The sequence below is a fragment of the Geobacter sulfurreducens PCA genome, assembly GCF_000007985.2.
In the GTDB taxonomy this organism is placed as follows: domain Bacteria; phylum Desulfobacterota; class Desulfuromonadia; order Geobacterales; family Geobacteraceae; genus Geobacter; species Geobacter sulfurreducens.
In genome coordinates, this window is record NC_002939.5 from 1,246,823 (window position 1) to 1,261,608 (window position 14,786).

At 62.7% G+C, this 14,786-nt stretch carries 2 protein-coding genes; both read right to left on the reverse strand.

Annotated features, from left to right (window positions below; all coding sequences use genetic code 11):
* Positions 1–5: 5 nt before the first annotated feature.
* The gene (locus GS_RS05780; RefSeq protein WP_010941815.1) at positions 6–14,147 is read right to left on the reverse strand and encodes a leukotoxin LktA family filamentous adhesin; all 14,142 of its coding nucleotides are present in this window, start codon (positions 14,145–14,147) and stop codon (positions 6–8) included.
* A 211-nt stretch (positions 14,148–14,358) separates the two neighbouring features.
* Positions 14,359–14,730, reverse strand: coding sequence for a glutaredoxin domain-containing protein (locus tag GS_RS05785; RefSeq protein ID WP_010941816.1), 372 nt, complete (start codon positions 14,728–14,730; stop codon positions 14,359–14,361).
* Between the last annotated feature and the right edge of the window lie 56 nt (positions 14,731–14,786).

Here is a 14,786-nt window from a genome sequence, read left to right on the forward strand (position 1 = left end):
ATCCCCTAACGGTTTGCACCAGTATTGCCGGTGAGTACCTTCACCGTATCGGCTTCCAGCAGGGAATCGCTTGCGTCGATGCCTACCGCTCCGGGCTGAATATCCACCGCGTCATGTCCGGAGGGCGCCATGTGCCGCTGCCATGGGCGGGATCCCGGTTCCATGGGGTCGTAGTACAGGCGGTTCTGCCGCTTGCCGGTCCAGATCATCTTTTCGGTCGTGCCGACCACGCTGTTCTCGGTGCTGAACCCGTTGACCACGAAGTGAGGATCATAGTTGACAGCGAATGCGGTGGTCGTGAAGCGTTTGTCGGCAGTCATCGTCAGGGAGAAAGGCTCCGTGGCATAGAGTTGCAGGTGGCACGGCCGAACCCTTTTGTCCCGGTTGCCGACGATAACGTGATACAGGCTGTTGCTGAAATCGCCCCGATTGCCGATACGGGTATCGAAGAGGCTCAGATTGTCCACATCGGCGGTTATTACGGCGGTGTCGGACGAGAGATGATCAAAGTCGATGGCGGTGTTCGAATCGGTCCCGATTCGGACCATGTCCGCCATTGTCTTGCTGCCGCCGTCCACGTCGAAGTGAAGCGTCCCGCTCCCCGTGTGATGGATTTCTCCCAAGAGCACCGTGTCGCCCCGGGCCATGACCGATTCGGCAACGTCGGCTTGGCCCACCACGATGGTCCCGCCGGAGAAGGTGTTGCGCACGTCGAGTACTGTCGGGTCAACACGGTGGACCGTGAGGAGCGGACCGTTCGCCCGGATCGAAACCGTGCCGGGCGCGGAGATATGATCGGCGTCGACGGACCCGTCGGGCACCGTAAGGTGCACCGACCCGGTCTGGCTGACAACGCTGTCGACGGTGAGTCCGCCGCCTTGTTCTTCAAGGAAGAAGCTGTCCTGTGACAGCCCGGTCAGTATGCCCGCCGGCCGCAGGCGGGAGACAATGAACTTCTCCGCGGAGCCGACACTGCCGCCGGCCGCTTCAAGGCTCAGGTCGTCGGTGATCAGGTTCTCCCGGCCGTCGTCACGGCCGTTGACGATGTTAGCGGATGCGGTCATCCGGATTCGGCGCGGGGCGGTGATCCCGCCGACAATGGCCGAGCCGGCGGCGACCGACAGTTCCACTGCGCCGTTTGTGCTTGCGATAGTATCGATGGTGAGGTCGCCGTTCCGTTCTTCCAGGAAGAGATCGTCGCGGACCCAGGCGGTCAGGACTCCGTTGCCGGACAGGTCAGTGACCAGCGCGTTCGCCGATGTGCCGGCGCCCCCTGCCGAGGACTCGATGATCAGGTCGTCGCCGATGATGTTGACCCCGTTGTCATCCCGACCGTTAACGATGTTGCCGGATACTTCGAGCAGGACATGTCCGGGTGCGGAGATTTGGCCGATGGCGGCCGACCCGTTGGCGACGGTCAGTTCCACTGCGCCGTTCTGGCTGATGATGCTGTCGGCCGAGATGTCGCCGCCCGCTTCCCTGATGAAGATACCGTCCCTCGCCCGGGCGGTCAGCACACCTCCCAGTGACAGGTCGGTGACCAGCGGTCTGGCTGCGGAGCCGACCCCACCCGCAGAGGCTTCGAGGATGAGATCCCTGCCGATCAGGTTTGCCTCGTCATCGGTGCGGCCGTTGATTATTCCGCCTACGATCTTCAGGCGGATATCCCCGTTTCCTGCGTCGACCCGGTCGATGTTCACATCCGTTTCAGCTCCCAGGTAGACATGGTCGCGGGACTGGATGGTCACGCTCTGGGAGGCCCGCACATCCACGTCGTTCTTCAGTTGCACGATCAGGTTGCCATTGTCGATGGTGATATCGTCCTTCTCGGCACGGGCGACCATGATCCGCTGGTCGGGAGTCACCGTGCCGTTGCTGATGGCGTCGGCGGAAATCACCTCGTCGGCAAGGACGCTGCCGACACCGGCCCCTGTCACGATGGTGACGTTGCGGCCCGAGACGTTCGCCTCTTCGATGAGAACCTCGGTCTTGCCCAGTTCGGGGATGGTGGTCAGGTTCTTGGCGTTGAGCAGTTCATCGGCGGTCCAGACGCCCTCGTTGAATTCACTCTGTTCCGTGGCGGTCAGGGTGTATTGCCATGACGGATCGTAGGTGGCGTCATACTGGTCGTCGCTCGGATCAAAGGGGGTACCGTTGTCGGAGAGGCGGTGTGCCGCCTGATACTGGCTTTTCTTCTGCTCCTTGTACTGATCGATGGATTGCTGGACTTTCGTGTCGTCGGTCAGTTTCAGGTCGTCCCAAGTTGTCAGGAGCTTGTCCTTCGTGTCGTCATCGAGGCCCTCGTTGAAGTTGTAATCCTCAAGGCCGCCGTCCACGGTAAGCACCACGTCTCCTTCCCGGGACGCAATCCGGTTGATGTGCGCATTCCCCTCTTTTTCCGTCAGGTAGATGCTGTGGAGCGACTCCGCGGTCAGGATGCCGTCGGCGTTGACCACGAGGGCGTTGTCCCCGGTTCCGATGCCGCCCGCCGTGGCAGTGAGAGAGATGTTGGTGCCGGTGATGGACGGTGAGGTTCCGGAACCGTCCCTGAGTGAGCCTGCCGATACGAGACGCACATCCCCCGTGGTGGTGACGGTGTCGATCACCAGGTCTCCCTCCACCTCTTCCACATTGATCAGGCCGCCGGCAGTGGCCCTGAGACTCCCGCCAACCGTGTCGGTCCTGATCCCCTGGTCCAAGGTGCCGATGCTCCCCTCCGTGGCTGTGAGGGCGATATTCCTGCCGGTGACCAGATAGGTATCGTTGAGAGAGTAGATTCCGCCCCGGTCGTTCCTGATGCTCACGTTGCCGACTGTGTTCCTGATGGAGCCGTTCAGGTAGATGTCGGAGGGTCCGGCGGCGCCGCTGTTGAAGATGCTGATCCTCCCTTCGTCCAGATTGCCCAGGAATTCGATGCCGATGGGATTGTCCGCTTTCTTGCCGAACTGGTCGAGAATGGCCTGCTTCATGCCCGCATCCACCATCAGTGCGAACTGGAGCCAGAAGTTACCGGCGGTGAAGCGGGTAGTCCACCAGTTGTCCCAAGCTGCTGCCACATCCTTTTCGGTGATGGTCCAGTCGCTGAACGTAGCGACGCGCGCGCCGGCATGGGGTGCATAGGATGAAGACCGGCTGTCAGCCTTGTGGCTGTCCAGTTCGGTATAGATAAATTTTCTGGTCGCCGCGTCCCAGAGCTGATATCCCTGGGACACGTTGAGGGCGTCTCCGTTGCCGGTGATCAGGGTGAGGAGCTGGTTGTTGTCCCCCACGTAGATGCCGTTGTCAGTGTACTTGCGGCCGGTGTCGACGATCTTGATCTGGCCGTCGACCCGCGGTCCCACGTCCAGGGTGTTGATCACCACGTCCCTGGACGAGAGGTTCTCAATGACAATTTCGCCGTAGCCGTCCATGACCTTCAGGGCGCCCGTGCCGGTCGTGCTGACGATATTGCCGAACAGTTCCACCTTTCCGCCGCCGAAGTCCACCCGGTAGATGACGATCCGCTGGTTTACCGGGTCCCACTTGGCCACGCTCAACTCGTCGCCGATGGTCGGGATGACCATGTCCGGACCGAGTGTTTCGGGATCGAACTCGGGAATAGTGATGTAGCGGTAAGGAATGCCGCTCTGGATGGTGTCGTTGATGTCCAGTATCTCGCCGCTGATATAGATGTTGTTGCCGGCAATCAGGTGGCCCGGCTGGTAGAGGCCCGGCTGCCACTCGCGGACAAAGCCGCCCTGCATGACCATGTCCAGGTCGTCGGCGATAATGTTGCCGCCGACGGCGACGCTGCCGCTGTTGTTCCGGATGGAAACCCGGCCGCCGTAGTTGATGATGTCGCCCTTCAACACGATATCGGACGGGGTGAGGGCCCCGGGGAAGTCATCCAGATAGGCGTTGTTGAAGATCTCGATCCGCCGGCCCAGATTCTGTCCGGCAACGATCTGCAGCGTCTCTCCGCCATAACTGTGGGACGTGATGGCCTTGCCGTTTAGATTGACATTGCCGCTGGCAGATTTGGGGATTTCCAGGTCGTTCAACTCCAGATGCGCCAGAGAGTTGTTGTCGATCCTGATCATGAAGTCGGTCCCCGGCACCTTCAGGGTCCCGGTCCCCTTGAGGGTCGTTGTGGTGATATTGATGTCGCCCGACCCGGTCATGAGGTCCTTGACCGCGATCAGGGGAACCGTAAGTTCCGCGTTGCTCTTCCCCTCCCACTCTGCCAGTTTCTGCTCCAGGATCTGCACCTCGGTCTTGAGGGCGTCGTACAAGATCTTGTCACCTTCCGGCAGGTTGGGATACGTGCCGGAAGGGTCGATCTCGGCAATCTTGGCGTCGAGTTTGGCCTTCTTGTCCAGCACCTTGTCCCGCAGGTTAATGGTGGTCTGCTCGTAGTCAGCCGAGGTAAGGGTACCTCCGACCACCGTCCCGTCCGGTCCGATCACCAGGGTCTTGTGGCGGTTCAGTCCGCTTTCCAGGGTGCCGTTCACGGTGACGGACGGGCCGCTGACGTCGGTACCCTCGTGGTTGAAGAACCAGCTCCGCCGGCTTCCGTTGCTGTAGATGGTGATGGGTATGCCGAAGAGGAGGTATGATTTCTTTTTGGCCTTGGCATATCCCTCGACGGTGGCAAGGCCGCTGAAGGCGCCCAGATTGATGTCTCGGCCCGCCTTCAGGTTCGAGCCGGTGTCGATAAGGATGTCGTTGAAGTCATAGAGGTAGGCCCATCCCGTCACGTCGCTGACCGGGATGGCCCCCGACACCCAGGAACGGGCGTCTGCCCGGGAGATGAGACTGTTCTGGAGATCCGAGAGCCCCTGGCCGGCAAAGAGGTCGATGTCGTTGTCGGCACTGAGCGCGGCATTCGTCCCGACCACCACGTCGTTGTCCGCCACAACGGTGTTGAGTGCGGTCCCATCGCCGCCGGCGGCGAATCCCCAAGTACTGGTGTTGGTGGTGGTTTGGACGTTGGCGTTGGTCTTGGCCAGAACGTTCAGGTCGTTGCCGGCGTGCACGTTCGCATTGGCTCCGATTGTGGCCGTGGCGGTGTTGTCGCTGGTGATGGCCGATCGCACGTCGGCGACGGCGATGAGCCCTCCAGCGGAAAGTTGTGCCATGTCTGTGGCCAGCACGGCGTTTTCAGCGGCCACCGTCAGGTCGCCGCCGGCGCTGATCGTCTGGTCCGACCCGCTGATGGTATTGCCTGCCAGGGTAGCAGTGGTGAAGGTGCTCAGGGAGGTGGAACTCTGCCCGGCGGCGCCGCCGAATACCCCGCCCGCCCCTGATGTGAGGTTGGCCGGGCGTTGCGGGCTGTACTTTACGATCTCATTCAGGGCCAGGACAGCCAGGTCCGTCCCGGCTTCGAGGGCGTTATTGGTTCCCACCGACGCCTCCACCACGGACGTTGCGGCATTGTCGGTCCGGGCGCCGCTCACCCCCACGAGGCCGGCCGTTGAGCTGTCGGCAAAAGCGTTGAGGGTAGTCAGAGCATCTGCCGTAATGGCGATACTATTCGTTGCATGGATCTTTCGGGCATTGTCATCGCTGCTGTCGGCGATGGCAGCGGTAGTGGTGTTGACCTGGATAGTTTCGGCCCTGGTCGTGACCCCTGCTATGCCGCCGCCGGCACCGGCCCGGGAGTCGGCCAGGGCGACATTGGACGAGGTGGCGGCCACGTTAACGCTGTCGGTGGTTATGGCCGTATTGCCGCCGATGAGAGCACCTGTCGTTGAGCCAAACCAGGAGATGAAACGCCCCTGGGCGTCGTAGAGCGGCACTGCGGTGACGGCCGTGGCTGTGTTGGAGCCGAAGGCCGCCAATCCGCCGATCCAGCCGCTGGCATCGGAAGATGCGCTGTTGGTGGTGGTTGCGGTGACGGATACGGCTCTGTCCGCCTCAATGGTGCTGCCGCTGCCGATGGCAGTGTTCACCTGCGGCAGGCCGGTCGCGGTTGAAGTGGTGCCGGCTATGCCGATCAGCGCCCCGGCAGACGCAGTAGCGTGGGTCGTGGCGGTAGTGGTCGCCGTGCCGCTTACCGTTACATCCTGTCCCGCAGTAATGACCGTCTCGTCGCCGATGGTGGCCCTGACCACGGGCATGGTCCGAGCCGTTGCCTCGGAGACCCCCACGCCGAGGGCTCCAATGCTGGCCCCGTTGGCCGTTGCCGTGCCCGTGACGGTGGCGGTTGCCATTGCCGCCACGTCGGTGTCGACGCGGGCGGCGGTCCGGTTGCCGATCTCGGCAGTTACCGTGGGGCCGATGTCTGCCGTGGCAATGGAACCCTGGCCCGACAAGATGCCGCCCGCAGCGGCTTCGGAACGGGCCGTGCCGTTGGTGATGGTCTGGGCGCTCACGGACAGGCTGCCAACGGTATCGCCCGTGTTACGGCTGTCCTGGCCGATCCGGGTATCCTCGCCCACCGAGGCATCGATTGTGCCGCCGACACGGGCCTTTGCCAGGGAGAGACCGCCGGCAGCGGCGCCGGCACTGACGCCGAAGGTGTGGGCCGTTACGGTATGCAGACCGGTGGCGTTGATGTCGACCTGATCGGCCCTGTCGATTACCCCGCCGTCGCCCAGGTAAGCGGAGGTGCTTGCCGTGTCGTTGTAGATCGCCAGCGCGGCGTTGACCGCGACGATGCCGCCCGTGCCCACATAGGCGTCCACGGTGCCCGTGGCGTCGGTGTTGGCCGAAACCAGGATGTTGCCTGCCGCATTGGCCCGGCCGGAACCGAGGATGTACGCCTGGGTAGAACCGCTGACATTGACTATGCCGATACCGGCCCCGAGGCCCAGAGCTCCCCCCGCGGCTGCGCCGGCGAGGATGTCGGCATCCACCGTCCGCCTGGCAGACACGTCCACATGGCGTCCGGCCTCCACTGCAGCCCCGCCGATGAAGGCGGCAGTGCCGCGTGGGGTCTGATTATTCAACTGATCAGTGACGGCAACGTCCGAGCGCTTGGCTTGGGCATCGGCGGCGATGGACCGGATGCGGCTGTCTCCGGAGCCGGTGAGCAGTGTGCCGATACTGTTGTCCGAGGCCTGGTCGTCGGCATAGCTATTGACGTCGGCGAAGTCGCCGCCATCGGATTTCAGCTGATCTTTGGCCTCCTGTTCCAGGCCGGTCCCCACCGAATAGACCGCAACCCCTCCGGCGATTGCTCCCAGACCGCCGGCAGCACTCACCACGACCGAATCGATTTCGGTTTTTGCGAGGGCATTGACCTCCACGTCCCGGTTGGCGTAGATCTGGGCACCATCGGCGATGGACGCGCTGGTGTCGTTCCTGATGGCGCCCACGTCGACGCCGCCGGCCGCTCCCAGCGCACCGACCCCCAGCGCGCCGGTTATGACGTTGGTTCTGGCGCTGTTGCGGGCGCTCACGTTCACATCCTGCTCATCGTGACCATCCGTGACCCCTTCGTTGACGGAAGCATTGGTACCGATGGAGGCGCGGGTAGCGGAATCAACGGTCTGCACCGTAACCGCACCCGATACGCCGGCGTAGAATCCGCCGGCACCTGCGGCCGCCACAGAGAAAATATCCTCGGAAGAGGCCGCCTCCACCGAAAGTCCCCTGATTTGCCCGGTTGTATCACTGTCATCGCCGGTATAGGCGGTCATGGAGCCGGTGTCGTTGCCGCGGGCGTTCACCGTGGCATTGCTCCCCACGGTCGCCGTCGTTTCCTTGCTCACCGAAGTGACTCCCACTGCTCCGCCGACTCCGGCGCCCCCGATGCCGATGGCAACGGTGCCGGCGATCATGTCGGTTTCGGTGTCGTCCCGGGCCGCAATACGCACGTTGCCGCCCGCGTCCACCATCGAGTCCGTCCCGGTGCCGGCACTCGTGGTGTTGTCGATGGACAGGACGGATACGGAGCCGGAGACGCCGACCGTACCCGCCACGCCAAGGCTGGCGGAGATGGAGAGCACCTCTTCTCCTGCCAGGGCGCTTACCTCCACGTCCTTTGCGGCACTGACCAGCGCGCCTTCGCCGATGTCCGCCGTGGTGGTCAGGTTCGCCACGGTCACATCGGCCCCGACGCCGATGCCTACCGCCCCGGCACCGGAGCCCGATCCGGCCACTCCCATATGGTAGTAGTCGTTTCCGGCGGCCACGAGGACCGACTGTCCGGCGTCGGCTGCGGCGGTATCCTGGTTGACCGTGGCCCCCGTGCCGATGGTGGCTGAGGTGGTGGTTGTGATGGCGTTGACGTTGCCGGCCAGGGTGATTGCCGCTGTCCCCGCGATGGAGCCGGTTGCGGAGATCGATTCGATATCGTCCTGATTCGTGGCGGTCACCGCAACTCCATTGACCGTCCTGGTGCTGGGGGGTGCGGAGCGCTGGCCGGTCAGGGCACCACTGTCGCTGCCGGAGCCATTGGTGGTGGGTGCGCGGATTTCCCCCTCGTCGCCGGAATCGGCTCCGTAAGACACGGCAAACCCGCCGTCGGCAACCACGACCCCATCCCCTGTTCCACGTCCCGTTACATCGGCCTGTTCGCCGATGGCGGCGATAACGGTCTTGGTGATCACCTGCACCGCCGCCGAGGCGCCGACGCCGGCGGTCCCCCCAAAGGCCCCGTTCCCGGCGATCATGTCCATCTCGGTGCCGTCATGGGCGCTGACTGCGACACTGCCATCGGCGCGCACCACGGCGCTGTTGCCGATGGTGGCGGCGGTGTTCAGCCCCAGATCATAGACCGATGCCGACCCTGCGATGCCGGCCGACCCGCCGGCAGAGAGCGAGGCCGCCACCGAGGTGATATCTTCGCTGCTGTCGGCCGTGACGACGATGTTCCCCTTTGCCTTGACCGTCGTGGGCGTCTGGGCGGACGAGGCGATGCTTGCCTCGGTGTCCTTGGTGATTACCCCCACGTCGGCCCCAGCTCCGACTCCACCCGATCCGCCGAAAGCCACCGCCCCGGCCACGCCGAGCAGGCCGGTCCTGTCCGATGCCCGGATAAGGACGTTTTGGGCGGCATCGCCGTCATCGGCATCGTTCACGTGTGCGCCTTGGCCGACGGTGGCGTAAGTTTTTTCGTCCAGGACGGTGACGGTGGCCGAACCCGCAATGCCCACCTTGCCGCCGCCGGCTCCGCCGGCAGCGATGGTCTGGAGATTTTCGAAGGAGGCGGCTGAAACCGCCAGCCCGGTTACATCTTCTTTTGTCCGGTTCCCCGAGGCGTCCTTGTCGCCGGTATAGATCCGGCCCGCAGTGCCGTTGCCGCGGGCACTGACCGTGGCGCCGGCGCCAAGGGTCGCTTCCACGAGGTTATGAGTGACGAGCGTGGAGTTGGCGACGGCGATGGCCGCGCTGCCCGCGCCAGCCACGTTGCCCGCCAGGCTGAAGATATCCACGTCGTCCGAAGCGGTGACCAGCACGTTGCCGTCGGCGGTTACGCCGGACGTGCCGTCAATGGTGGCGGTCACGCTGTTGGTGCCTTCTGCCACCGATACTGATCCGCCGATGCCCACCTTGCTTGCGAAGCTCCCTCCCACGGCAAAGGCTTGCACCCGAGTGGTGGAATCGGCCGCAACCTCCACGTTACCCGAGGTAGATTCCACGTCTGCGCCGGTCCGGATGCCGGCATCAACAATGTTGCTCACATCGCTCCAGGCAAAGGAGAGGCCGAAGGCCGCCTTGCCGGAGGTGGCGGCGAGCCCGCCGGCAATGGCAAATATCCGCGACTGGTCGTCGGCGGCAAGGGAAATGCTGCCGACTGACTCGACGCCGCTGCCGTTGTTCTGGCCGGAGATCCAGGCATGGGTCTCGTTGCTGAGGGTGTTGACCGACACCGCGGCCTCGCCGGCCATGTCCCCCGTGCTGGCCCCGAGGGCGGCGGAGATGGTGTCGATGGCGTTGTTGGTGGTGGCCGAGACGGTGATGTCCCCAGTGGCGGTCAGGGCGGATGTATCCACATACGCCTGGGTCAGGTTGTCCAGGCTGTTCCAGGCGAAGGAGAGGCCGATTCCCGCCTTGCCGCCATAGGACACGGCGCCGGCGATGGATTTGATGATCGAGTCGTCCCGGGCGGTCAGGTCCACAGCCTCGACTCCTCGGACCGTACTCCCGGTCAGGTATGTCTGGGTTGTGTTGGTAATTTCATTGACCGACACCGAACCGGCAACCCCCACCTTCCCCTTTGTGCCCTGGACCGAGGCCGAGATGGTATTGATCTCACCGTTCACCTGGGCATCCATGTCCAGGTCTCCGCTGATGGTAAGCGATGCGTCATCCAGGTAGGCGGCGGTCGTGCCGCCCAGGGTGTTCTGCGAGTAGGAACCTGCCAGACCGTTGCCTTCCTGCTGAGTGGAGATCGTTACGGCGCCGGCTAGGGCGTTGACGGCCAGGGTGTTGGTGGCGCTCAGGGTGGCGTTGCCGGCCTGGCTTACCGTGGCGCCGTCGCTGATGTAGGCCAGGGTGTCGGACGTGATGTCGTTTACCGACGCATCGCCCGACACGGCAATGCCGAACGTGCCTTTGCCGCTGCCGCTGGAACCGGCCACGCTGCCGGCGCCATCCTTCGTTTCCTGAGCATCCTTGGGGACTTCGGTCTGGGCCGTGCTGTTGGTGGCAAGGGCTCCAGTCACGGAATAGGCCCCGATCTCATTGGAGGAGGTTGCCTTGACCGTCAGAGAGCCGTCAGTGCTGACCTGGCCCAAGGCAGGTACATCATCCTGCTGTAGCGGGTCGTAGTTGCCGATGTAAGCCGAAGCATCGGTATCGATGGTGTTGAGCGACACGGCGAAGCCGATGCCGACCTGGCCCTTGGTGGCCACCACGCCGCCGGCCACGGAAATGGTCTTCGCAGTTCCCTTGGCCTCAACGCTGATATTGCCTCCGGCGTCCACATCGGCATCATCGTCGATGGCCGCCACTGCCCCGCCGGTGATGGTGTTTATGGAAACCGCCCCTTCAACTCCCACCTGGTCCGACGAACCGCCGGCCTCGGTCACGGTGACCAGGTGGTTCACGTTCTCCGCCTTGACATCGATGGTAGACTCGGATTTCACCACGGAATCGCCGCGGATGGTTGCCGTCGCGTTTTCCCTGATGTCGATAATATTGCCCGAGCCGCCGATTGCCGCCTTGCCGCCGCTGGTGCCGAGAAATTTCTTCGACAGCAGCCCCACCGCGTTGACGGTGCTGATGTCGTTTTTCGCGTGCACGGTGACGATCTGGTTCGGCAGGGTCATGGCGTCTTTGTCGAAAACGGTGTTGATCCTAGCCCCTTCGTCGATCCATGCGTTGGCATTGTTTTCCAGGTTAAAGACGCTGACCGCCGCTGCCAGGCCCATGCCGCTCTTCCCGCCAGCCGAGTTGATTGCGTAGGAGGTGAGCAGCAGGTCGAGAATTCCGTCCTGGAGATGATTCAGGATCGTAACTGGCGAGTCCCAATCGATCTGCCAGGGGTAAGGGACGACGGTCTGGGCATCGACCAGCAGGCTTCCCGTGGCGTCGACCGAAGCGCCGGTCCCGATGCTGGCGCTGGCATTGTTGGTGAAGTCGGCGATAACGGCCGCCCCGCCGATGGCAGTGCCGGTAGAGGTGGCCTTGGAGCCGACGCTGGCGTTGGGACGATCATCGATCCGGGCGGTGACGTCGATGTTTCCCTGAGCCTGTACCGTGGCGTCCGGGGCTATGGCCGCGGTGGTGGTATTCACGGACTTGCTGTAGGTAACCGCTCCCGAGAGGTTGAACGTGCCTTCCTTGATGCCCGGGAAGATGAAGCCGGTAATGCGCTCGGAGGTTTCCGGCTTGAGCAGGCCGGTGGCGTCGATGATGCCTTTGGTGACGTTTCGCTTGATCCCGGCCTGGAAGTCGGTAATTCTGGCCGAGATGGTGTTCGGGTTGCCCAGCGTCGCCGCGTCGGCGCCGGTGTTATTTTTGGTGATGTCCGTGGTGGCTTTCACCGTGACGTTGCCGGCGTCGGCGGTAACGTTGCCGCCAAGGGTTGCCGTCGTCGTCGTGGTCGACTCATTGACCGCCACGGCGATGCCCACGCCGCTTCCCCCGGCGTTTTTGGCCAGGGCATTGGCCGAGATGTCCGCCGTGGCTGCTGCGTTCACCTCAACCGCCCCGGCTGTGGTGGTGGTATCGTTTCCCACCAGGGATGTGGTGACGGCGGTATTCTTCGCATGAACGAATACGGCATCAACGGGTTTGTTGGTAGAGTTTACGTCGGCAGTCACATTAATCTCGACGTCGGTGGTCGCCTTGACTGTTGCTTTGTTGGCGGCGGACAGTTCCGTTGTTCCATTCACCAGGGTTTTTGCTTCAACGGTGGATTCGCCCCATGCCGCCGAGAAGAGCAGGGGGCTGGAAAAGGTGGGTTTTGCCGCTGATATGCCCTCGGAGCTGATGGTAAGCGTGTCCCCGGCACTGATGAAGGTGGCTCCGCCGACAGTTGTGTGCGCCGTGGCAGTTGAGAGGGATACCAGGGGTATTTCGCTGAAGTCGAAGAGTTGATCATTGAGAAGCTGGAGCTCGCCCGTGACCGGATCCGGCAACCAACTCTGGTCGGTCAGCTTCAGAACACTGCCAAGAACGTTGAAGGTAAGCGAGGTGTCGGCGGTGCTGGTGATGGAGACCTTATTGCCCCTGATGTAGCTTTTCGCAAGAACCGTGGCCTGGTCGGCGTCCCGCAGGTCGTCGATGATCACTTCGGCGACGGCGTTCTTTTTGAACCCGGCCCGGGCGCCGGCCTTTGCCTCGATGGTTACCGCGCCGGTCCCTTCGATAGTTGTGCCGTACAGCTCGGTCTTGGCCGTGGCGCTGGTCGTGACTGCCAGGTACTCGCCGCCGGGTCCGTCGGACACCAGGTCGTCCAGTTCGCTGTTCAGATAGGCCTGTGCCTCATCCAGCGAGAGGGTCGGGTTCTGTTCCAGCAGATGCACGATCAGGGATGTGTCCGCAATGGACGACAGGGTCACGTTCCGGCCGCGAATGACGGAGTTCACTGCCCTGATGCCGGCGTCTGCGGTGCGTGATGCGCCGATGGCGTTGATAGCGGATACCTTGAGCAGCACATCGCCTCCCTTGGCCGGGTCGCTGGCATGGCCGGCCAGGAGACGGGCGCCGTTATTGAGAGTGATGTTTTGCCCGGCAAGGAGCTCGATGTTGCCGGCAAGGTAGTCGCCGCTGGCATGAGTCAGCAGCCGGGCGCCGGAGCCCAGGGTGATGGTTGGCGCCTCAAGGGTCAGGTTGCCCGAGTTGCCGCTCGAATTATCGGTCAACAGGTGCACGGCGGCATCGGAGGGATCGCCCTCGATCTTCCGGGTGGAGATCGTTTCGCCATCCGCCACGATCAGTTCCGTGCCGGCCTGGAGATGGAGCGACTGGCCCTTGCTGTAAATTGATCCATAGTTCTCGACGCTTTGAGCAGCCACAATTTCAATGCCGCCGTTGCGCGCGACGATGTTGTTGCCGCTTTCAAGTCCGTCCGCGTTGACCATGGCTCTGAAGAGCGAACCCGTGTCGGCTGCTGTCCCGTAGGTGCCGGTGGAAGTGATCGTTCCGCTGTTGACGACGCTGCCGCCGCTGAGGCGAATAGTGCCGAGGGCATTGATCTGCCCCCTGATCGAAATGAGCCCGTCGGGGTTTATGGGGACTGTGCCGTTCAGCATCATGGCGGCGGCACTTTCAGAGGGGACACCGGGGGCCAGGAAAAAGCTCTCCATGAATGACGTGGTGGGCGTCATGACGGACAGGGCGCCGACGTTGACGCTTCCCGACGCGCCGACCAGAAAGCCGTAGGGGTTCGCGAAGAAGACGTTACCGCCGATGCGGCCGTCCTTGTAAGCGTTGAGGATGCCGTCGATGGTACTTGCCTGGCCGTGGACCAGGTTCAGGAGGTTGACGGCGCTGTCCGGTACGTGAAGGTTGACCACGTTACCCCGGTAGACGTCGAAGGTCTGGAAAGAGTTGTAGGCATTGGCGCCACGGACGGTGGAGGTGGTGACGTCAGTGACGTTGTCCCTGATGGTGAGGGAGGTGCCGGTTCTGCCATCGGGAACGATCTGGGCGGGGAAGGCCTGGGGCGGGAGAGAGAGGGTCAGTGCTGCGCTGAGAGAAACCAGTTTTCTGAAGGTGCTGCGTTTGCCGGTAAAGGCGCCAAGTGTCCTTTTGGCTCGTTTTCCGTTCATGGAAAGCCTCCCACTGCGCCGTGCCGGTGCAGATGACCCGTCCTGGGTAGAAATGGTATGAGATTTTGAATGTATGCATTTTAATAATACGTTGATTGTCCGAAGAGTCAATGGGTTACTGCGGGCCAGCTGGTGGTGGCGATGAGAAGTGCAACGAAAAAGGGAGCCGAACGGCTCCCTTTAGGTTTCGGAATATCTCCGACAAACGGTACTATTTCTTGGACTGGACCTCTTTTACCGCCTTTTCGAATGCTTCGGGACTGAACCCCTTGAGCACCTTGTCATTGCCGATGATGATCACCGGCACGCCCTGGCTCTTGTATTTCTTCGTCAGCTCTTCCATCGCCGTGGCGTCCAGTTCCACGTCTTTGTTGATGAACGGAATGTTTTTGGTTGTGAAGTACTCCTTGGCCTCCTTGCAGTGGGGGCACCACGCCACCGAGTAGAGAACCACCTTCGGGTAGGTCTGTTTTTTGGCGGACGCGTCGATCTTGCTCTGGGTGGGAGATACGTCGGCAGCCAGAACCGGCACGGCCAGAGCCGCAATCGCCAGAACGCATGCCGCAGTGAATATTTTACGCATGAATCTCTTCTCCTTTGCTGTACAATTGGCTTCGTCGTTCCTCCAGACTATACCGA

Coding starts and splice junctions, on each gene's coding strand:
- GS_RS05785 (WP_010941816.1), bottom strand. CDS start 14,730: ATGCGTAAAATATTCACTGCGGCATGCGTTCTGGCGATTGCGGCTCTG.
- GS_RS05780 (WP_010941815.1), bottom strand. CDS start 14,147: ATGAACGGAAAACGAGCCAAAAGGACACTTGGCGCCTTTACCGGCAAA.